Raw genomic sequence first — 19,086 nt, 5'->3', positions numbered from 1 at the left:
CGCGCCAACGTGCACGGGCGGTCACCGCCGCTCCCCGGGCAGCAGGCCGGCGAGGACCTCGGCGAGGTGGCGGGGGCGGGCGGCGGTGCCGGCCTCGATCTGCGTCCGGCAGGAGAACCCGTCGGCGAGGACGGCCGTGCCGGGGCCGGCGTCCTCGACGGCGGGCCAGACGCCCTGCTCCGCGACGGCGGTGGACACCTCGTAGTGGCCGCGTTCGAAGCCGAAGTTGCCGGCGAGGCCGCAGCAGCCGACGTCGAGGGTCTCCACGTCCACGCCGGCGCGGGACAGGACGCGCTCGTCGGCGCCGAACCCCATGATGGCGTGCTGGTGGCAGTGCGGCTGGGCGATCGCGCGGACGCGCGGGGTGTCCAGCCCGGCGACGACGCCGTGGGACGCGGCGGGCGAGACGCCGCCGGCGTCGTCCTGGTGCTCGTCGAGGAGTTCGGCGAGGGTCCGGGTCTGGTCGCGGAGGCGTTTGACGTCGTCCTCGTCGGCGTCGCCCTCCATGAGCTCGGGCGCGTCGGCGCGGAACACGGCGGTGCAGCTGGGTTCCAGCCCGACCACCGGGACGCCGTCGCGCAGCCGCGGCGCGAGGGCCCGGACGGTGCGGCGCAGCACGCGGGCGGCGACGCCGAGCTGCCCGGTGGAGATCCACGTCAGCCCGCAGCACAGCGCGACGGGCGGGACCTCGACGCGGTGGCCGGACGCCTCCAGGACGCGGACGGCGTCCTCGGCGATGTGGGGGTGGAAGTTGTCGGTGAAGGTGTCGGGCCACAGCACGACCCGTTTCCCCTCGCGCCGCACCGGGCGGCGCTTGAACCAGTCGGTGAACCGCTCGGGCGCGAAGCGCGGCATGTCGCGGCGCGGGTCGATGCCGGCGAGCCGCTTGGCGATCCCGTCCAGGACGGGCGGGTGCAGGGCGGTGTTGGCGGCGCGCGGCGCGAACGCGGCGATCCTGGCCCACAGCGGCAGCCAGCCCATCGTGTAGTGGGAGGCCGGGCGCAGGCGGCCGGCGTAGTGGTGGGCGAGGAACTCGGCCTTGTAGGTGGCCATGTCCACGTTGACGGGGCAGTCGCTGCGGCATCCCTTGCACGCCAGGCACAGGTCGAGGGCGTCGAGGACGTCCCGGGACCGCCACCCGTCGGTGATGACGGCCGCGCCGCCGGGGCCGGGAACCGACGGGTTCGGCTCGGTGTCGCCGGGCATGCCGCGCATCATCTCCATCAGGATGCGGGCCCGCCCGCGGGTCGAGTGCTCCTCCTCGCCCGTCGCCCGGTAGCTCGGGCACATCACGCCGCCCGACGACGCCCGGCATTTGCCGATCCCGACGCAGCGGGACGCGGCGTGCGTGAAGCTGTGGTCGTCGTCGGGGTAGGAGAAGTGGGTGCCGGGCTCGGACGGGGCATAGGCGAGATGGTCGAGGTTGTCGTCCAGCCGGTACGGGTGGACGATCTTGCCGGGGTTCATCCGGTTCCCGGGGTCGAAGATCGCCTTGAACCGTTCGAACAGCCGGACGACGTCGTCGCCGAACATGAGCGGCAGCAGCTCGGCGCGGGACTGCCCGTCGCCGTGCTCGCCCGACAGCGACCCGCCGTAGGAGACGACGAGCCGCGCGGCGCGCTCGATGAACCTGCGGTACTTCCCGGTGCCCTTCTCGTCCTCCAGGTCGAACGGGATGCGGGTGTGCACGCAGCCCTGCCCGAAGTGCCCGTACAGGGAGACGGGCCCGTAGCCGAACTCTTGGATGAGGGCCCGCAGGTCCCGCAGGTAGTCGCCGAGCCCGTCGGGCGGGACGGCGGAGTCCTCCCAGCCCTCGCGGGTGTCGGGCCGGCCGGGCGGGTAGGCGGTCGCGCCGAGCCCGGCCTCGCGGACCTTCCAGAGCCGCTCCTCCTCATCGGGGTCGTCGACGAACGTGCAGCGGGGCCGCCGCGGCCCGGCCTTCATGTGCTCGATGAAGGCGCGGGCACGGCCGTCCGCCTCGTCCTTGGTGTCGCCGCCGAACAGGACCATGAGCCAGCCCGCGCCGTCGGGCATGTTCTCGATGACGCGCGGCCCGGCCAGGTGGTGCTGCTCGGCCAGCCGCAGAAGCCTTTCGTCCATGCCCTCCAGGGCGAGCGGCTCCCACGGCAGGGCGCGCGGCACGGCGCCGCCGGCGGCGGTGATGTCGTCGTAGCCGAGAACGGCGAGCGACTGGTGCTCAGGGACGGGGAACAGCCGGACCTCGGCGCGCAGGACGGTGACGAGCGTGGACTCCGAGCCGACGAGGGCGCGGGCCACGTCGAAGTTCTTCTCCGGCAGCAGCGAGTCGAGGTTGTAGCCGGACACGCGGCGCGGGATGTCGGGGTAGCGGGTGCGGATCAGCTCCATGCCGTCGTCGCGCAGCCCGCGCAGCGCCCGGTAGATCTCGGCGCGGCGCCCGCCCTCCGCCAGGATGCGCTCGTACTCCTCGTCGGAGGTCTCCCCCACCCACATGCGCAGCCCGTCGTAGGTCAGCACCTCCAGCCGCACGACGGAGTCGACCATCTTCCCGTACGCCTGCGCCGACGCGCCGCACGCGTTGTTGCCGATCATCCCGCCGATGGTGCAGGTGTCGTGGGTGGACGGTTTGGGCCCGACCATCAGGCCGTGCCCGGCCAGCTCGTCGTTCAGGTCGTCCAGGCACGCGCCGGGTTCCACGACGGCGCGGCGCGCGCCCGCGTCGACGGAGATCAGCGCGCGGCAGTACTTGGACCAGTCGATGACGACGGCGTCGTTGACGCACTGCCCGGCCAGGCTGGTCCCGCCGCCGCGCGACAGGACGGGCACGCCGTGCTCGGCGCAGACCCGGACGGCCTCGCCGCCGGCCTCCACCGTCCTCGGCACGACCACCCCGATGGGCGGCTGCTGGTAGTTGGACGAGTCGTGGGCGTAGACGGCGCGGGACCCGGGGTCGAACCGGATCTCGCCGTCCACCCGGTCGGCGAGCGCGCGCCGGAACGCGTCCCCGCCGCGGGCCGCGGCCTCCGCCGCCGTCCGCTCGCCGTGCCTGGCGCCTTCCGCCGAAACAGCCATGCCGGGACGCTTACCCGAGCCGGGCCCTTCAATCGCGCCGCGGTCATCCGGTGAGGCGGCACGCGGATTCCAGCAGCAGGGCGTGCACGAACGCCTGCGGGATGTTGCCGCGCAGCTGGCGCTGCTTGACGTCGTACTCCTCGGAGAACAGCCCGCTGGTCGCGCAGCCGGACCGGGTCCGCTCGAACGTCGTGAGGGCGCGGGCGGTGTCGCCCTGCCGCCGCTCGGCGAGGGCGAGGAAGAAGCCGCACAGGGTGAAGGCGCCCTCGGCGACGCCGAGCGGCTGGTCCCCGACCCGGTAGCGGTAGACGAAGCCCTCCTCGACGAGGTCCTCGCGGACGGCCCGCAGCGTCGCCACGGTGCGGGGGTCGTCGGCGGGCAGCGCACCGCGCAGCGGCGGGATGAGCAGCGCGGCGTCGACGCGGTCGTCGCCGGGCGTGCGTTTCCAGCGCCCGCCGGGGGTGAGCGCCGTCCGCGCGGTCTCGGCGAGGACGGCGTCGGCCAGGGAGTTCCAGGAGCGGGCCTCGGCGGGGCCGGCCAGGGTGCGCGCGGCCGCCCGGAGCCCGGCGACGCACGTCAGGCGCGAATGCGTCCACAGGTCGTCGCGGGTCTCCCAGATCCCGGCCCCCGGGCGGGTCCAGCGGCGCGCGATCACGCCGGCGGCGGTGCGGGCGGCCCCGGCGGCGCCGGGGCCGGGGCCGTCGCGCTCGGCGGCGACGGCGAGGAGCAGCAGGGCCTCCCCCAGCGCGTCGAGCTGGAACTGCTCCCCGGCCTGGTTCCCGAACACGGCGGTGGCGCCCGGGTAGCCCGGCAGGTCGCCGCCGCGCTCGCCGGGGACGGGGCCGCCGGTGACGGTGTAGGCGGGTTTCAGCCGGTCGCCTTCGGCCTCGATGCGGGCGGCGACGAACTCGGCGGCGTTGCGCAGCAGGCGCGGCGGGCCGCCGTGCACGGCGACGGCGCGCCCGGCGAAGCACTGGTCGCGGATCCAGGCGTAGCGGTAGTCGAAGTTGCGGCCCTCGTTCGAGCGTTCCGGCAGCGCGGTGGTCGCGGCGGCGGCCATCCCGCCGCCGCTGCTGGTGAGGCCGGTGAGGACGGAGTAGGCGAGGCGGGCGTCGCGCGGCGCGATGGTGTCGGAGCAGTCGGGGACGGCCTCCCGCCAGTCCCGTTGGGTGGCCGCCCACAGCGCGGCGGCGTCCAGCGGCCCGCCGGCGGGGTCCGCGCCGCCGGCGGTCAGTTCGAGCACCAGGTCGCGGGACTGTCCCTCGGCGAGGTCGAAGGTGAGCGCGAGGACCGGTCCGCCGTCGGCGCCCTCGCGCACGACGGCCTCGTCCCCGCCGTGCCAGCGGATGGACGTCCCGCCGCTGCGGGCCGTCCAGTCCGGGTCGTGGTGGCGCAGGTTCCGCATCCGGGGCGCGCCGGGCCCGGCGCGGACGTCCAGCAGGACGCGGACGCGGGACGCGCCGCGCACCGCCCGGCACCTGCGCAGGATGACGGCGCGGTCCCGGCCGGCGGGGCGGGCCAGGGCCTCGCGGCATTCGAGCATGGCGCCCTCGCCGGTCACCCACCGGCTGTGCCAGATGAGCCCGTGGTCCTCGTAGTAGCCGCCCCAGACCCACCGGGGGGACACGGGCTGGGCGAGGTAGCCGCCGGGGCCGCCGAGCAGCCCGCTGAACGCCGGGGGCGACTCCCAGGACGGGAAGCACATCCACGCGTACTCGCCGTGCGGGCCGACCAGGACGCCGCGCTCGCCGTCGGCGATCAGCGCGTATTCGCGGAGGGCCTTCGGCTCGCAGTCGCGTGCTCCCTGATCGTCCGTCATGCCCCTGCCCTACCCACGGACATACCGACAAAAGATTCTGTCTTGACAAGACTATTTGTCGGTGGCCATGATGGACCCATGATGGACGTGACGGTGATCGAAGACCCGGAGGCGGCGGCGGCCTCCCTGGACCCGATGCGGGCCCGGCTCCTGGCGGAGCTGGCCGAGCCGCTGTCGGCGACGATGCTGGCCGCCCGGGTGGGGCTCCCCCGCCAGAAGGTCAACTACCACCTCAAGGCGCTGGAGCGGCACGGCCTGGTCGAGCTGGTCGGCGAGCGCCGCAAGGGCAACATGACCGAACGGCTGATGCGGGCGACGGCGGCGTCCTACGTCATCTCCCCGCTCGCGCTCGCCTCCGTGCAGCCCGACCCGGACCGGCACCGCGACGCGATGTCGGCGCGCTGGCTGCTGGCGCTCGCCGCGCGGCTGGTCCGCGACGTCGGAACGCTGATCAGCGGGGCGGCGCGGGCCAACAAGCGCCTGGCCACCTACGCGCTGGACGGCGAGGTCGTGTTCGCCTCGGCGGCCGACCGGGCGGCGTTCATCGAGGAGCTGACCACCGGCGTGAGCGCCCTGATCCGCAAGTACCACGACGAGGACGCCGAGGGCGGGCGCGGCCACCGCATCGTGATCGCCGTCCACCCGTCGGTGAAGCCCGGTGCCGGGGCGGCCCCGGCGGAGCCGTCCCCGGTGCCGCCGCCGCAGGCACCCGGCGCCATCCAGACCTGAATACCTGAAGACCCGAAGAACGATCATCCGTAGGCACGGCACAGAAGGAGCATGGTCATGGGCAAGGAATTCGAGATCGTCCGCGAGTTCGAGGTCGGCGCGACCCCCGAGCAGGTGTGGGAGGCCTTCACCACGGGCACCGGCGGATGGCTGTGGCCGATGGAGTACGAGCCCAGGCCGGGCGGCTCCGCGGAGGGCGGCGTCATCACCGCCTGGGACCCGCCGCACCGGCTCGCCAGCCGCGCGGAGGCGCCGGAGGGCATGGAGGGCGCGCCCCAGACGCTCAACGTGCTCGACAGGCTGATCGAGCCCCGCGAGGGCGGCCGGGCCTGGGTCCGCTACGTGCACAGCGGCATCTTCACCGACGACTGGGACAACCAGTACGACGGCGCCAACCGGCACACCGACTTCTACATGCACACGCTGCGGCAGTACGTGACGCACTTCCCGGGCCGCGCCGCCGTCTTCACCGACGTGCAGGGGCCCGAGGCGTCCACGAAGAAGGGCTCGTTCGCGGCCGTCGGCCGTGCGCTGGGCCTGGACGGCGCCGCCGAGGGCGACACGCTGCGCGTGGACCTGCCGGGTGCCGGCCCGGCCGACGCGGTGCTCGACTACCGCAACGAGCACTTCATCGGCCTGCGCACCGGCGACGCCATGTACCGGTTCTTCGGCCGCGACGCGTGGGGCGGGCCCGTCGGGATCGCGCTGCACCGGTTCGCGGCCGACGCCGACGCCGGGCGTGAGCAGGCGGAGGAGGCGTGGCAGGCCTGGCTGAACGGCCTGTACGCCTGAGCGGACGGCCCCGGCGCCCGCACGGTCCGCGTGCGGGCGCCGCCGTGTGCGCGTCAGCCGGTTCGCTCCCGGACGAGCGCGCCCAGGTCGACGCGGGCCAGGCCGCGCAGGCCGGGCCGCTGGGCCAGGTGGGCGACCGCGATCACGGCGAGCGCCGACCAGGCGAACGTGGCGGGCCGGATCTCGGTGTGGAAGGCCATCAGGTCGCTGTCGAACGCGCCGAGGAACGCGCCGGCGGCGACCCGCCCGATGATCAGGCCGGGGACGGCGCCCGCCGTCACGACGAGGAGGTTCTCGGCGGTGACGAGGCGGGCCAGCCGCCGCCGGCCGACGCCCGAGGCGCGCAGCGTGGCCAGTTCGGTGCCGCGCTCGGCGAGGTTCACCGACAGGGTCGCGAACAGGACGGTGAAGGCCAGCAGCCCGCCGAAGGCGAGCATGACCGCGACGAACACGTAGAACAGGTTCATGTACTCGTCCATGGTCTTCTTGAGGGCCTGGGAGTCGGTGTAGGCGACGACGCCGGGACGGGCCGACAGGGCGCGCTCGGCGGCGGCGCGGTCGGCGCCCGGCTCGAACCGGACGAGCACCGACTCGGGCCGCGCGGACGGCGCCCACGCGGCGACCTGGTCCAGCGTCGCGTAGGCGTAGGTGCCGAGCGGCTCGTCCACGAACCCGGCGACGGTCGTGGTGACGGTCCGGCCGCCGGCGAGGCGCAGCCCGACGCGGTCTCCGGCGTCCACGCCGAGCTCGTCGCGCAGCGCCGCGCCGATCAGCGCGCCGCCGCCGGGCAGGGACCGCTCGCCGCCGCCGGGGGTGAGGAACCGGTGCATCCGCGTGCCGGCGGGCAGCCCGACGACGGTCGTGGAGTAGCCCCGGCCGCCGGCGGTGATCGTGACGGGGACGCGCACGGACGGTTCGGCGGCCCGCACGCCCCTCGTCCGCGCGATCGCGGCGAGGGCGGCGTCGCCGGCGGGACGGCCGAGGGTGAGTTCGGCGTCCTGCCGCTGGACCTGGTCGAACTGCCGGGACACCGTCGCCTGCGAGGAGTCGAGCATCCCCCAGGACACGAGGATGAGCACGAGCGCGAGGACCACGCCGGCCATGGTGTACAACGTGCGGCGGAACTGGCGGGTCGGGCCGCGCAGCACCAGCCACGCCCCGGCGGGCAGCCGCCCGGCGGCGGGCACGGACCGTTCCAGGCGGGCGATGAGGCCCGCTCCCCCGGTGGACGGGACGGTCCCGCGCATCGCCTCGGCGGGCGGGACGCGGGCCGCCGACACCGCGGGCGCCAGCGCCGCGAAGGCGCCCGCGACCAGCCCGAACGCCAGCCCGAAGAGCATGGTGGTCGGGCGCACGGTCACCGTCGTCTCGGGCAGCCCGATGGCGTCGCCGTACAGGCGGGTGACCGACCCGGCCAATGCCAGGCCCGCGGCGACGCCGAGGACGGCCCCGGCGAGCCCGGCCGCGACGCCGGTCGCCAGGTAGTGCGCCACGACCGTGCGGCGGCGGAACCCGCAGGCGCGCAGCGTCCCGATGATGACGCGGTCGCGCGCCACGCGGCGGGTGAGCACGACGTAGACGGCGACGCCGGCGGCGGCGAGGAACAGCAGCGGGAACATCACGGCCAGCTGGGAGAACCCCTTGATGTCCTGGGCGAGGGTGGCGTTGCTGGGCTGCTCGGCGCGGGTGATCGCGGCGCCGGCGCCGTGTTCCCGGGCGGCGGCGGTGAGGGCGGCGTCGAGCCGCGCGGCGCGGTCGCGTCCGGCGGCGGTGTAGTAGACGGTCACCTGGTTGGGCGTGTCGGTGCCGGCGATCCGGCGGGCGAGCGGCTCGGGGACGTACAGGACGCCGAACGATCCGGGCGCGGGCAGGATGTCCTGGCGGCTGGGGGCGGGCCACAGGTACTCGGGCGAGGACGCGGTGCCGCGCACGCCGAGGTCCCGCCAGGCCCGCCCGTCCCACACCGACACCGTCGCGCCCGGTTCCAGGCCGGCGTCCTCGGCGATGTGCCTGTCGGCGAGGACGCCGGACGGGGCGGCGGGGTCCAGGTACCGGCCCCGCAGCACCTTGACCTCGTTGATGTCCGGCTGCGATCCGGCGGGGAAGCCGACGACGCGGCCGACGAGGGTGTTCCCGCCGGGCGTCCGCATCGGCACGTCGGCGACGGTGCGGGCGGCGACCGCCTCGACGCCGGGCCGCGACCCGGCCTCCTCCGCGATCGCGGCGGTGTCGCCGCCCGACAGCGTCAGGTCCGCGAACCGGTACTCGGCGAACAGGTCCTGGTACCCGGAGTCCAGGTTCTTGTAGGCGTCGTAGGACGCGCCGAACAGCGCGACGCCGAGCATCACCAGCACCACCACCGACACCAGCTGGGCGGGGCGGCGGCGCAGGTCGCGGCGCAGCTTGACGTTGAGGGTGCTCACCACGACACCTCGTCGGCGGTGGCGGGCTCCGCGGTGGTGGCCACCTCGACGACGCGGCCGGAGCGCATCCGCACGACGCGGTGCGCGATGGCGGCGATCGCGGCGTTGTGGGTGACGACCAGGACCGTCCTGCCCTGCCGGTTGAGGTCCTGCAGGACGTGCAGGACGCCGCGCCCGGTCTCCAGGTCCAGCGCGCCGGTCGGCTCGTCGCACAGCAGCAGCCGGGGGTCCTTGGCGATCGCGCGGGCGATCGCGACGCGCTGCTGCTCGCCGCCCGACAGCTGCGCCGGGAAGTGGGCGCCGCGCCCGGCGAGCCCGACGGCCTCCAGCGCGGCGGCGGACCGCTCCCGGTCGCCGCGTCCGGTGAGCTCGGCGACGAGCCGGACGTTCTCCAGCGCGGTCAGCGACGGGACGAGGTTGAAGAACTGGAACACGAAACCGACGGTGTCGCGGCGGTAGGCGGTGCGGGCGTCCTCGTCCAGGCCGGACAGGTCGCGGCCGCCCGCGACGACGTCGCCGGCGGTGGCGGGCTCGATCCCGCCGATGAGGTTGAGCAGGGTCGTCTTGCCGGAGCCGGACGGGCCGAGCAGCACGGTGAACTCGCCGTGCCGCACCTCCAGGTCCACCTCGCGCAGCGCGCGCACCTCGGCGTGGCCCGTGCCGTAGGTCTTGCCGGCTCCGCGCAGCAGCACGGCCGGGGCGCCGGCACGGCCGCCGTCGTCGTCGTCCCGGACGGTCGCCCGCCGGTGGTCATGACGCGTCATCGTCGTCCCCTTCGTCCGCTTGGCCCCCGGGGGCGCCGGGGGTGCGCAGGAGCGCCAGCAGCCCGGTCATCGGCGCGACCACGTCGCTCCGGGGGTCGATCAGCACGTGCAGCAGCAGCCCGTCGATCAGCGCGGCGAGCACCACGGCGAGGCCCTCGGGGTCGGCGTCGGCGCGCAGCAGGCCGGCCGCCCGGTTCTCGGCGAGCCGGGTCGACAGCAGCTCCCGGAACATCCGGATCTGCCGCTCGCTCTCCTCGCGCAACTCGTCGTCGCGGAGGCCGTGCATCAGGGCCTCCACCAGCACGCGCTGCCCGGCGGTGCCGGGGCCGCGGTCGATGAGGGACCGGACCGCGTCCGCGACGCCGTCCAGCACGTCCTCCCTCTGGAGGATCGCCTCGACGGGGCCCGCCAGCTCCAGCTCCACGGCGTGCATCACCGCGGCCCTCCGCAGCGCGTCCACCGACCCGAAGTAGTAGTGCACGAGCGCGTTGTTGGCCCGCGCCCGCTCCGCCACGGCGCGCGACGTCACCCCGGACCAGCCGCTCTCGGCCATCACCGCGACGGCCGCCTCCAGCAGCCGGATCCGCGTCGGAACCCGGTCGTCCGGCATGCTTCTCCCCCGTCGCTTGGTCGCTTGCTTTAAGCATCTGCTTAACACGAGGGTACGGCGGATCTTTGCACCATGCAACGGTCCAGGTGGGATCCCGCCCCGAAAAGGCGAAACGTCCCCGCGCGGCCTGTTCGGCGGCGCGGGGACGTTCGGACGGCGGGGGTCAGGCGTCGCGTCGTTTGAGGAGGAACGCGGCCAGGGCGAGGAGCGCGAACGTCCAGAGGGCGAACACGCCGTACCCCTGCCAGGGCGTCAGCAGGTCGTTCTCACCCTGCTGCGCCTTGGTGATCAGGTAACCCGCCTCCGAGGGCAGGTAGGAGTAGACGTAATCGCCGATCTTGCCGGGCAGCAGCGACGCGAGGGGCGCCAGCACCAGCACGAAACCGATCACGCCGGTGATGCCGCCGGCGGTGTGCCGCACGATCGCGCCGACGGCCAGCGCGAACAGCCCGAGCATCGCCAGGTAGAGGCCGCCGCCGATGACGGCGCGCAGCACGCCCTCGTCGCCGAGGGACACCTCGATCTTGCTGCCGGCGATCGCGGCGCCGATGAAGAACGACACGAACGACACCGCGAGGCCGACGACGAGGACGACCATGGCGAACACCAGGGCCTTGGCCCACAGCATCGGCAGCCGCTTCGGCACCGCCAGCAGGCTGGCGCGGATCATGCCGGTGGAGTACTCCGAGGCGATCACCAGGACGCCGAGGACGCAGACGGTCAGCTGGCCGAGGAAGAACCCGCTGCCGAGGATGAAGCTGACCGGGTCCGCGGAGACCGAGGCGCGGTCGCCCGCGGTCATGTTGTCCCACTGCGCGACGGTGAGGCCGACGAACAGGGCGGTGAACCCGACGCTGACGACGACGAGCAGGATCAGCGTCCACAGGGTGGAGCGGACCGTGCGGATCTTCGTCCATTCGGCGAGCAGGAGCCGCGCGAAGCCGGGCCGTTCGTGCGCGGCCGGCCCGCCCGCGGGCTGCGCGGCGGGCTCGGTGGTGGCGGCGGTCATCGGGCCTCTCCCTTCTCGGCGGGGCCGGCGGCGGGCGGGGCGCCGGGCGGGATCGCGCCGGGGGCGGGAGCGCCGGCCGCGCCGTACTCGACGCTCTCGCGGGTCAGTTCCATGAACGCGGCCTCCAGCGAGCCGCGCATGGGGGTGAGCTCGTGCAGGACGGCGCCCTCGGCGGCGGCGAGTTCACCGACGCGGGGCGCCTCCATGTGGGTGACGGTCAGCAGGGTGTCGCCGTCGGGCCGCACCTTGGCGCCCTCGGCGGCCAGGACGTCGGCGAGCCGCCCGGCGTCGGGGCTGCGGACGGTCACCATCTTCTCGGTGCTGCGCTCGACGAACTCCTCGGTGGAGCAGTCGGCGATGAGCCTGCCGCGCCCGATGACGATGAGGTGCTCGGCGGTGACGGCCATCTCGTTCATGAGGTGGCTGGAGACGAACACGGTCCGCCCCTCGGACGCGAGCCGCTGCATGAGCGTGCGGATCCAGACGATGCCCTCGGGGTCGAGGCCGTTGACGGGCTCGTCCAGGATCAGCACCGCCGGGTCGCCGAGGAGCGCGGCGGCGATGCCGAGCCGCTGCCCCATGCCGAGGGAGAAGCCGCCGGCGCGCTTGCGGGCGACGCCGGTGAGGCCGACGAGCTCGATGACCTCGTCGACGCGCTTCTTGTCGATGCCCTGCGTCTGGGCCAGGGTCAGCAGGTGGTTGTAGGCGCTGCGGCCGGTGTGGACGGCCTTGGCCTCCAGCAGCGCGCCGACGGACCGCAGCGGGGCGGGCAGGTCGGGGTAGTGGACACCGTGGATCCGGGCGTCGCCGCGGTCGGGCCGGTCCAGGCCGAGCAGCAGCCGCATGGTGGTCGACTTCCCGGCGCCGTTCGGGCCGAGGAACCCGGTCACCCGGCCGGGGACGACGGTGAAGGAAAGATCGTCCACGGCGGTCTTGTCGCCGTAGCGTTTGGTGAGGTTCTCCGCCTCGATCATGCACACATCCTGGAAGTTTCACTGACGAAAACCGTGATCGGGATCACGGTAGCGTCCCGGACACCGGACGCGGTTCCTCCCTGGGGTGGATCCGCCTCCGACTTTGGCAGGGGGAAATGGTCCCGGAGGGCAGGGTTTCCCGTGTCAAGCGGGGAGAACCATGCCCGGCCACCGGTAGGGTCGGGATCATGTCGCTTCCCGCCTCCGCGCCGGCGCACGCGTCCGGCGAGTTCACCGTCGCAGGCCGGTCCGTCCACCGCCTCGGGTACGGCGCGATGCGCCTGACCGGCCCGGGGGTGTGGGGGCCTCCGCGCGACCGCGCGGAGGCGGTGCGGGTGCTGCGCCGCGCCGTCGAACTCGGGGTGGACTTCATCGACACCGCCGACTCCTACGGCCCGTTCCACAGCGAGGAGATCATCCGGGAGGCGCTGCACCCCTATCCGGACGAGCTGCTGATCGCGACCAAGGCGGGTTTCGTGCGGACGGGCCCGAACCGGTGGCACACGCTGGGCCGCCCCGCCTATCTGCGCCAGCAGGTGGAGATGAGCCTGCGCCGCCTGGGCGTGGAGCGGATCGGGCTGTTCCAGCTCCACCGGATCGACCCGGAGGTGCCGCTCGCCGACCAGATCGGCGAGCTGGCGGCGCTGCGCGACGAGGGCAAGATCGCCTCGATCGGGCTGTCGGAGGTGAGCGTGCGGGAGATCGAGGACGCCCGCCGCACGGCGGAGATCGTCACGGTGCAGAACCGCTACAACCTGACCGACCGCGGGTCCGAGGACGTCCTGGAGCACTGCGAGGCGCAGGGCATGGGGTTCATCCCGTGGTTCCCGATCGCGGCGGGCAGGCTGGCCGAGCCGGGCGGGCCGGTGGACGAGATCGCCCGCGACACCGGCGCCACGCCGGCGCAGGTCAGCCTGGCGTGGCTGCTGGCGCGGTCCCCGGTGATGCTGCCGATCCCGGGCACGTCCACGGTGGCGCATCTGGAGGAGAACGTCGCGAGCGCGGGCGTCGCCCTCAGCGGCGAGCAGGTCGCCGCGCTGAACGCCCGCACGTCCTGAGACGCGCGGGCGCCCTCGACGCCGCGGCCAGCGGCCGCCTCACGGGCGGTGCCGTCAGGCCGCGGTGACGCCGTCGGCGGCGTTGACGTCCTTGTGGAACCGCTTGTGGACGTACAGGCGCTCGCCGAGCGTCTCGCAGCGCCACCACAGGCCGCTCGGCGGCCCGATGCGGGTGTCGCGCGGCAGCTCGCGCAGGACCTCGTTGACCGGCGTCATGCGCATGCGGCCGGACCGGCACACCAGGATGCGCTGGTCGGTGACGACGACGACCCGGTAGGCGTTGGTGAAGATGATGATCCAGTAGGACAGCAGCGCGAAGTACTGGCTGGTGGTCTGGGCGCCGAACACCGCCTGGACGTTCTCGCCTTCCCGCAGGACGTGGGCCGCGTTGGCGCGCATCTTGTCACGGATGGCCACGGTCGGAACCTCTCTCCTGAATCACGTGGGCGCCATGTTCTCGCTCGTCCCACGACCCTCAACGGTGATCGGGCGCCCCGATTGTGACACTGATCACCACCCGTTGTGACGATTTCCCGACTTTGGGTACCTCCGCCCACCTCGGGACGGTTATTGACCATTTGCCAATAGCTGGGCGAGGATGGCCGGGCAGGATCCGACACGCCGGGAGGCACCGTGCCCGCCACACCGCAGACGCCCGCGCCGGAACGCCTCGCCGCCCGGCTCGCCGACCGGGACGTGCTGCGCGCCCTCGCCGCCGAGCCGCTCATCGGCCTCGGCGCCGGCCGCGCCCTGCTGATGCAGCTCGCGCACCCGCGCGTGGCCCGCGGCGTCGCCGAGCACAGCGACTTCGCCGACCGTCCCCTCGCCCGCCTGTTCGGCACGCTGGACTTCCTGCTGATCGTCACCTACGGGACGCCGGAGGAGGTCGCGCGGATCGCCGCGAAGGTCCGCGGCGTCCACACCGCCGTCCGGGGCGAGGGCTACACGGGCAACGACCCCGACCTGCAGCTGTGGGTGAACGCGACCCTCATCGACTCGGCCCTGCACATCTACGAGCACGTCATGCGGCCCGGCGACGACGAGCCCGACCTGGCCGAGGAGTACTACCGCCAGTCCCGCGTCGTGGCCGAGGTGCTCGGCTGCCCGCTGGAGTCGCAGCCCGCCGACCTGGCCGCGTTCCGCGCCTACATGGCCGAGACGCTCGCCGGGCTGGAGGTGACCGACACCGCCCGCGAGGTCGCCGCCGCCGTCCTGTGGCCCCGCAAGCTGCGCCCCCTGGCCCCCGCCATGGCCGTGTTCCGCCTGCTCACCGCGGCGCTGCTCCCGGAGACGCTGCGCGAGCGGTACGGCCTGCCGTGGACCCACAACCGGCGCCGCGCCGCGGGCCTGCTGCTGCGGACCGCCACCGGCCTGCACCACCTGACCCCCGGCCCGCTGCGGCGCCCGCCCCAGCCGCTCCTGGTCAAGCTCGCGAGCCACCGCGTCGACCGCACCCTGTCGGCCCGCCGCTCCCGCGGCCGCGTCCACGCCTGACCCACGCCCCGGAGGTCCGCCGACGCCGGGCGGCTACGCCGATCTGCCCTGGTCGTACGCGGCCGGGGCGGGCATCGCGCCGGCCGCGGCGGAGATCGCGCTCCTCATCTCACTGCTCGTGCACGGCGTCGTCGGGCGAGTCGCGCTCGTGGCCGTCGTGCCGGTCCCGCGGGCGGCGGGCGGCGGTCGCCGCCCGCGCGATCACCGACCTGGCGCCGCCCGCCGATCACCCCACCGACGAGTAGGCGACGACGCCGCGGCGCATGGCGTCCATGGCGCGGCGGGCCGTCTTGCGGATGTGGCTGTTCGGCGGGGCGGCGTCGGCGACCTGGCCGAGCAGGTCCAGGAGCTGCTTGACGGCGCGGACGAAGTCGCCCGCGGTCAGGTCGCTTTCGAGGAGGACCTCGTCGAGGTCGTCGCCCTTCGCCCACCGGTACGCCGTCCACGCGAACCCGAGGTCGGGCTCGCGGAGGAACGACACCCGGTTGTCGTGCTCGACGGCCTCCAGCACGCCCCACAGCCGCACCATGGCCGCGAGGGCGTCCTGCGCGGGGCCCGCGGGCGTGCGGGGCGGCGCGGCGTCGTCGGGCTGGCGCGACTCGTACACCAGCGCGGACACGCACGCGGCCAGCTCGGCGTGGCCGAGCTTCTCCCACAGCCCTTCGCGGAGGCTCTCGGCGGTCAGCAGGTCCAGCTCGTTGTAGATGCGGCCCAGGCGGCGGCCCTCCGCGGTGACCGAGTCGCCCTCCAGGTACCCGAGCTGCTGCAGGACGGCGCAGACCCGGTCGAACGTCCGCGCGATGACCTGGGAGCGGCCCTCGACGCGGCGGCGCAGCTGCTCGGTCTCGCGGTCGAGGCGGTGGTACCGCTCGGCCCACCGGGCGTGCTCCTCCCGCTGGTCGCAGCCGTGCACCGGGTGGCGGCGCAGCTCCGCGCGCAGCCGGGTGATCTCCGCGTCGTCGGCGGCGGCGGAGTCGGCCCGGGACCGCTTGCGGGCCCGCACGTCGTCGGGGACCTTGTTGCGCAGCGTCGACGCCAGGTCGCGGCGGTCCTGCGGGTTGCGGGGGCTGAACGACTTGGGGATGCGGACCCGCTCGACGGGCTCGACGGCGCGCGGGAAGTCCTGGATCGACAGCCGCTGCACCGACCGGTTCACGGTCAGCACGAGGGGCGCGGGCCCGTCGGAGCGGCGGCCGACGCCGGGGTCCAGGACGACGGCGAGGCCCGAGCGGCGCCCCGACGGCACGATGATGACGTCCCCGGGCCGCAGGTGCTCCAGAGACTTCGCGGCCTCGGCGCGGCGGGCACCGGCCCGCTCCCGCGACAGCTCGGCCTCACGGTCCGACAGGCGGCGCCGCATCGCCGCGTACTCCATGAAGTCGCCGAGGTGGCACTCGGCGGCCTCGGCGTACCCGGCGAGGGCCTCCTCGTTCTTGTGCACCTGCCGGGCGAGGCCGACGACGGCGCGGTCGGCCTGGAACTGCGCGAACGACTCCTCCAGCAGCGTGCGGGCGCGTTCGATCCCGACGGCGCCGACGAGGTTGACGGCCATGTTGTACGACGGCCGGAAGCTGGAGTTCAGCGGGTAGGTGCGGGTGCCGGCGAGGCCCGCCACCGACGCGGGCTCCACGCTCGGCCCCCACACCACGACGGCGTGGCCTTCGACGTCGATGCCGCGGCGCCCGGCACGGCCCGTCAGCTGCGTGTACTCGCCGGGCGTGAGGTCGACGTGCGCCTCGCCGTTCCACTTGTCGAGCTTCTCGATCACGACGGTGCGGGCGGGCATGTTGATGCCGAGCGCGAGCGTCTCCGTCGCGAACACCGCCTTGATCACCCCGCGGGTGAACAGCTCCTCGACGATCTCCTTGAACGTCGGCAGCATCCCGGCGTGGTGGGCGGCGACGCCGCGTTCGAGGGCGGCGAGGAAATCGCCGTACCCGAGGATCCGCAGGTCCTCCGCGGCGATGTCGGCGGTGCGCAGCTCGGCGTGCGCGCGGATCTCCTCGGCCTCCTCCTTGGAGGTGAGCCGGATCCCGGCGTGCAGGCACTGCAGGACGGCGGCGTCGCAGCCGGCGCGGCTGAAGATGAACGTGATCGCCGGGAGCAGCCCGGCGCGCTCCAGCCGCTCGATCACGTCGGGCCGCGCCGGGGGCCGGAACCGCTGCGGGCGGGCCGTGCGGCGCCGGCCGGTGCGGCGCCCCTGGTTGACCTTGGCGCGGCGGACCTCCTCCACCGCCATGCGGGTGAGCTGCGGGTTCAGCCGGGCCTGCCGGTCCCCGCCCTTGCCGGTGTCGACGAACAGGTCGTACAGGCGGGTGCCGACGAGCATGTGCTGGAACAGCGGGACGGGACGGTGCTCATCGACGATCACGGCCGTGTCGCCGCGCACCTCCTGCAGCCATTCGCCGAACTCCTCGGCGTTGCTGACGGTCGCCGACAGCGCCGCGATCCGCACCGACTCGGGAACGTGGATGATCACCTCTTCCCAGACGGCGCCGCGGAACCGGTCGGCGAGGTAGTGCACCTCGTCCATCACGACGAACGCCAGCCCGGCGAGGGTGTGCGACCCCGCGTACAGCATGTTGCGCAGGACCTCGGTCGTCATCACGACGATCGGCGCCTCGCCGTTGACGCTGTTGTCACCGGTGAGCAGCCCCACCTTCTCGGGCCCGTACCGGCGGACGAGGTCGGCGTACTTCTGGTTCGACAGCGCCTTGATCGGCGTGGTGTAGAAGCATTTGGCGCCGCCGGTGAGGGCGAGGTGGACGGCGAACTCCCCCACCACCGTCTTTCCCGATCCGGTGGGCGCGGCGACCAGGACGCCGCTGCCGTCCTCCAGAGCCTGGCACGCCTCGATCTGGAACGGGTCCAGCTCGAAGTCGTACAGGGTGCGGAAGTCCAGCAGGGCCGGGCCGCTTCCCGCGGTGCGCCTGCGGTAGGCGGCGTACCGCTGGGCCGGGGTGTGTCCGGCCGACGTCGTGTCGGGGGAGGTCATGCCTTCGAGCCTACGGTTCCGACCGCCCCGATTCCCAATCAGTTCCCCGGCAGGTCGCGCGGGCGGCGGCGAGCCCGCCGCGGGCGGTCCGGCGGGCGGGCGGGTCAGCGGGCGCGGTCGCCCTCCTCCAGCTCCGCGTCGATCTTCTCCAGGTCCAGGGGGGACACCTCGTCGTCGGCCAGGCCCTCGTACGGGTCGGGTTCGCGGGCCTTGCGGCGGTCGTGCAGGAACGCGATCAGCTCGGCGACCTCGAACAGCACGATCGTCGGCAGCGCCAGCGCCAGCATCGTGAACGGGTCCTGGCTGGGGGTGGCGATCGCGGCGAACACGAACACCCCGAAGATCAGCAGCCGCCGCGACTTGCGGATCCGCGCGTGGGTGAGGACGCCGACGAGGTTCAGCATCACGACGAACAGCGGCAGCTCGAACGTCAGCCCGAAGATGAACAGCATCGCCTGGGCGTAGCCGAGATAGTCCTGCACGCCGACCAGCACGGTCGTGTCGCCCGGCGCGAGCCCGATGAAGATCTGCAGGCCCTTGTCCATCGTCAGGTACGCCAGCGCGGCGCCGAGGCAGAACAGCGGCACCGCCGCCGCCAGGAACGTGTACGTCCAGCGGCGCTCCTTGTTGTACAGGCCCGGCGCGACGAACGCCCAGATCTGGTACAGCCACACCGGCGACGACAGCACCGCCCCGACCATCAGCGAGACCTTCAGGCGGACGAAGAACCCGTCGAAGATCCCGTGGACGACCAGGTCGCACTTGCCTTCCAGGCAGTGCTCGGCGGGGATCCGCGTGTACGGCTGCTTGAGGAAGTCCCAGATCGGCTCGAAAAGGATCCACCCGACGATCGCGCCGAGCACGAGGCCCAGGATCGCCTTGATCAGCCGGTTGCGCAGCTCACGGAGATGCTCCAAGAGAGGCATGCGACCGTCGGGGGCGGCGGTGTCGCTCCTGCTCAGCTTCATCGTCGGCATTCAGGCTCGGGGGCGGGCGGCGGTCGCGGGAGGGAGGTCAGCTGCCCCTGCGGACCTGGCCTGGGTCCGAAACCGGCACGCCCTGGATCGGCTCACCGGCGCCGAGCGCGCCGCGGGGACGCTGGCCGTCACCGGCCGCCTCGTCCTTCGGAGCCTGCCCCTCCTGCCCGGACTGCCCGGACGCGGCGGCCTTCGCGGGCTTGCCGTCATCGTCGCCGTCATCGTCGTCGTGCAGGCCCTTTGTCTCGGCCTTCAGGATCCGCGCCGACTTGCCCAGCGACCGCGCGAGCGTCGGGAGCTTCGCCGACCCGAACAGCAGCAGTACGACTGCCAGGATGATCAGAATCTCGGTCGTGCCAAGTCCAGCCATGATGTTCCTCTTCAGCAGGGG

General features: G+C 73.9%; 15 protein-coding genes. 4 read left to right on the top strand and 11 right to left on the bottom strand.

Features of this window, described 5'->3' with window-relative positions; translation table 11 throughout:
* Nucleotides 1-21 precede the first annotated feature (21 nt).
* Both ACTWPP_RS32670 and ACTWPP_RS32665 read right to left on the bottom strand, forming a co-directional pair.
* Nucleotides 22-3,051: an FAD-binding and (Fe-S)-binding domain-containing protein gene (locus ACTWPP_RS32670; protein ID WP_443108241.1), complete on the bottom strand. Its 3,030-nt coding sequence runs from the start codon at nucleotides 3,049-3,051 to the stop codon at nucleotides 22-24.
* Nucleotides 3,052-3,094: 43 nt separating this feature from the next.
* Nucleotides 3,095-4,870, bottom strand: coding sequence for a glycoside hydrolase family 15 protein (locus ACTWPP_RS32665; RefSeq protein WP_443108240.1), 1,776 nt, complete (start codon nucleotides 4,868-4,870; stop codon nucleotides 3,095-3,097).
* 78 nt (nucleotides 4,871-4,948) lie between these two features.
* Here ACTWPP_RS32665 and ACTWPP_RS32660 point away from each other — a divergent pair, with 78 nt between their 5' ends.
* Together ACTWPP_RS32660 and ACTWPP_RS32655 are read left to right on the top strand one after the other, a co-directional pair.
* On the top strand, nucleotides 4,949-5,599 hold the full coding sequence (locus ACTWPP_RS32660) for an ArsR/SmtB family transcription factor (RefSeq protein ID WP_443108239.1): 651 nt from the start codon (nucleotides 4,949-4,951) through the stop codon (nucleotides 5,597-5,599).
* A gap of 57 nt (nucleotides 5,600-5,656) precedes the next feature.
* Nucleotides 5,657-6,391 carry an SRPBCC family protein gene (locus ACTWPP_RS32655; protein ID WP_443108238.1) on the top strand — a complete coding sequence of 245 codons (735 nt, stop codon included), beginning with the start codon at nucleotides 5,657-5,659 and terminating at the stop codon, nucleotides 6,389-6,391.
* 53 nt (nucleotides 6,392-6,444) lie between these two features.
* On the opposite strand, the gene ACTWPP_RS32650 is transcribed toward ACTWPP_RS32655, so the two are convergent.
* The 5 genes from ACTWPP_RS32650 to ACTWPP_RS32630 form a co-directional block, all read right to left on the bottom strand.
* Nucleotides 6,445-8,814: an ABC transporter permease gene (locus ACTWPP_RS32650; RefSeq protein ID WP_443108237.1), complete on the bottom strand. Its 2,370-nt coding sequence runs from the start codon at nucleotides 8,812-8,814 to the stop codon at nucleotides 6,445-6,447.
* Nucleotides 8,811-9,578: an ABC transporter ATP-binding protein gene (locus tag ACTWPP_RS32645; protein ID WP_443108236.1), complete on the bottom strand. Its 768-nt coding sequence runs from the start codon at nucleotides 9,576-9,578 to the stop codon at nucleotides 8,811-8,813. Before ACTWPP_RS32645 ends, ACTWPP_RS32650 begins: the two co-directional genes overlap by 4 nt.
* A complete protein-coding gene (locus ACTWPP_RS32640) occupies nucleotides 9,565-10,188 on the bottom strand; it encodes a TetR/AcrR family transcriptional regulator (protein ID WP_443108235.1) in 624 nt (207 codons plus the stop codon). Before ACTWPP_RS32640 ends, ACTWPP_RS32645 begins: the two co-directional genes overlap by 14 nt.
* Nucleotides 10,189-10,351: 163 nt before the next feature.
* Entirely contained in the window at nucleotides 10,352-11,197 is an 846-nt protein-coding gene (locus tag ACTWPP_RS32635; protein WP_443108234.1) for an ABC transporter permease subunit, read from the bottom strand.
* On the bottom strand, nucleotides 11,194-12,171 hold the full coding sequence (locus ACTWPP_RS32630) for an ABC transporter ATP-binding protein (protein ID WP_443108233.1): 978 nt from the start codon (nucleotides 12,169-12,171) through the stop codon (nucleotides 11,194-11,196). The genes ACTWPP_RS32635 and ACTWPP_RS32630 overlap by 4 nt, the downstream gene beginning before the upstream one ends.
* A gap of 188 nt (nucleotides 12,172-12,359) precedes the next feature.
* On the opposite strand from ACTWPP_RS32630, the gene ACTWPP_RS32625 reads away from it, so the two are divergent.
* The gene (locus tag ACTWPP_RS32625) at nucleotides 12,360-13,229 is read left to right on the top strand and encodes an aldo/keto reductase (protein WP_443108232.1); all 870 of its coding nucleotides are present in this window, start codon (nucleotides 12,360-12,362) and stop codon (nucleotides 13,227-13,229) included.
* Nucleotides 13,230-13,283: 54 nt separating this feature from the next.
* On the opposite strand, the gene ACTWPP_RS32620 is transcribed toward ACTWPP_RS32625, so the two are convergent.
* Entirely contained in the window at nucleotides 13,284-13,646 is a 363-nt protein-coding gene (locus tag ACTWPP_RS32620) for a hypothetical protein (protein ID WP_443108231.1), read from the bottom strand.
* Nucleotides 13,647-13,862: 216 nt separating this feature from the next.
* Here ACTWPP_RS32620 and ACTWPP_RS32615 point away from each other — a divergent pair, with 216 nt between their 5' ends.
* Nucleotides 13,863-14,723, top strand: coding sequence for an oxygenase MpaB family protein (locus ACTWPP_RS32615; protein WP_443108230.1), 861 nt, complete (start codon nucleotides 13,863-13,865; stop codon nucleotides 14,721-14,723).
* Between the two features lie 226 nt (nucleotides 14,724-14,949).
* On the opposite strand, the gene ACTWPP_RS32610 is transcribed toward ACTWPP_RS32615, so the two are convergent.
* The 3 genes from ACTWPP_RS32610 to tatA all read right to left on the bottom strand — a co-directional run bounded on the left by ACTWPP_RS32610 (nucleotide 14,950) and on the right by tatA (nucleotide 19,065).
* Nucleotides 14,950-17,718, bottom strand: coding sequence for a DEAD/DEAH box helicase (locus ACTWPP_RS32610; protein WP_443108229.1), 2,769 nt, complete (start codon nucleotides 17,716-17,718; stop codon nucleotides 14,950-14,952).
* Nucleotides 17,719-17,822: 104 nt separating this feature from the next.
* Complete coding sequence (tatC, locus tag ACTWPP_RS32605; RefSeq protein WP_443108228.1) at nucleotides 17,823-18,686, bottom strand: twin-arginine translocase subunit TatC; 864 nt, start codon at nucleotides 18,684-18,686, stop codon at nucleotides 17,823-17,825.
* 46 nt (nucleotides 18,687-18,732) lie between these two features.
* The gene (tatA, locus tag ACTWPP_RS32600; RefSeq protein WP_443108227.1) at nucleotides 18,733-19,065 is read right to left on the bottom strand and encodes a Sec-independent protein translocase subunit TatA; all 333 of its coding nucleotides are present in this window, start codon (nucleotides 19,063-19,065) and stop codon (nucleotides 18,733-18,735) included.
* Between the last annotated feature and the right edge of the window lie 21 nt (nucleotides 19,066-19,086).

Origin of the sequence: Actinomadura sp. 3N407 (genome assembly GCF_052245875.1) — a bacterium.
Taxonomy (GTDB): Bacteria; Actinomycetota; Actinomycetes; order Streptosporangiales; family Streptosporangiaceae; genus Spirillospora.
The sequence above is the reverse complement of the archived record's forward strand: the minus strand, read 5'-3'. Positions and strand labels throughout refer to the sequence as shown.

What these genes read in the sequence shown, in the direction of transcription:
- ACTWPP_RS32670 (WP_443108241.1), bottom strand. Translation starts at nt 3,051, where the DNA reads ATGGCTGTTTCGGCGGAAGGCGCCAGGCACGGCGAGCGGACGGCGGCG.
- ACTWPP_RS32665 (WP_443108240.1), bottom strand. Translation starts at nt 4,870, where the DNA reads ATGACGGACGATCAGGGAGCACGCGACTGCGAGCCGAAGGCCCTCCGC.
- ACTWPP_RS32660 (WP_443108239.1), top strand. Translation starts at nt 4,949, where the DNA reads ATGATGGACGTGACGGTGATCGAAGACCCGGAGGCGGCGGCGGCCTCC.
- ACTWPP_RS32655 (WP_443108238.1), top strand. Translation starts at nt 5,657, where the DNA reads ATGGGCAAGGAATTCGAGATCGTCCGCGAGTTCGAGGTCGGCGCGACC.
- ACTWPP_RS32645 (WP_443108236.1), bottom strand. Translation starts at nt 9,578, where the DNA reads ATGACGCGTCATGACCACCGGCGGGCGACCGTCCGGGACGACGACGAC.
- ACTWPP_RS32640 (WP_443108235.1), bottom strand. Translation starts at nt 10,188, where the DNA reads ATGCCGGACGACCGGGTTCCGACGCGGATCCGGCTGCTGGAGGCGGCC.
- ACTWPP_RS32635 (WP_443108234.1), bottom strand. Translation starts at nt 11,197, where the DNA reads ATGACCGCCGCCACCACCGAGCCCGCCGCGCAGCCCGCGGGCGGGCCG.
- ACTWPP_RS32630 (WP_443108233.1), bottom strand. Translation starts at nt 12,171, where the DNA reads ATGATCGAGGCGGAGAACCTCACCAAACGCTACGGCGACAAGACCGCC.
- ACTWPP_RS32625 (WP_443108232.1), top strand. Translation starts at nt 12,360, where the DNA reads ATGTCGCTTCCCGCCTCCGCGCCGGCGCACGCGTCCGGCGAGTTCACC.
- ACTWPP_RS32610 (WP_443108229.1), bottom strand. Translation starts at nt 17,718, where the DNA reads ATGACCTCCCCCGACACGACGTCGGCCGGACACACCCCGGCCCAGCGG.
- tatC (WP_443108228.1), bottom strand. Translation starts at nt 18,686, where the DNA reads ATGAAGCTGAGCAGGAGCGACACCGCCGCCCCCGACGGTCGCATGCCT.
- tatA (WP_443108227.1), bottom strand. Translation starts at nt 19,065, where the DNA reads ATGGCTGGACTTGGCACGACCGAGATTCTGATCATCCTGGCAGTCGTA.